Origin of the sequence: Pseudomonas sp. Au-Pse12, from assembly GCF_021341665.1 — a bacterium.
Lineage (GTDB): Bacteria > Pseudomonadota > Gammaproteobacteria > Pseudomonadales > Pseudomonadaceae > Aquipseudomonas.
In genome coordinates, this window is record NZ_JAJTTH010000042.1 from 1 (window position 1) to 584 (window position 584).

The 584-nt window shown below is 54.3% G+C and carries 1 protein-coding gene; it reads right to left on the reverse strand.

Annotated features, from left to right (window positions below; genetic code table 11):
* Positions 1-584: EF-Tu/IF-2/RF-3 family GTPase (locus tag LXM55_RS32340; RefSeq protein WP_267924681.1), on the reverse strand; the 584-nt coding region annotated here is incomplete at both ends.

Consider the following 584-nt stretch of genomic DNA (forward strand, 5'->3'; position numbering starts at 1 on the left):
ACTTTGGCTACGACGCCAGCGCCGACGGTACGACCGCCTTCACGGATAGCGAAACGCAGACCATCTTCCATCGCGATGGTTTTGATCAGAGTGACAGTCATCTGGATGTTGTCACCTGGCATTACCATTTCAACGCCTTCTGGCAGCTCGCAGTTACCAGTCACGTCAGTAGTACGGAAGTAGAACTGTGGACGGTAGCCTTTGAAGAACGGGGTATGACGACCGCCTTCTTCTTTGCTCAGAACATAAACTTCAGCAGTGAACTTGGTGTGCGGCTTAACGGTACCTGGCTTAACCAGAACCTGGCCACGCTCAACGTCGTCACGCTTGGTGCCACGCAGCAGAACGCCGCAGTTCTCGCCAGCACGACCTTCGTCGAGCAGTTTGCGGAACATTTCAACGCCGGTGCAGGTAGTTTTCTGAGTATCGCGCAGACCAACGATCTCAACTTCTTCCTGGATGCGAACGATACCACGCTCAACACGACCAGTTACCACGGTGCCACGACCGGAGATCGAGAATACGTCTTCGATTGGCATCAGGAACGGCTTGTCGATTGCACGCTCTGGCTCTGGGATGTAGGT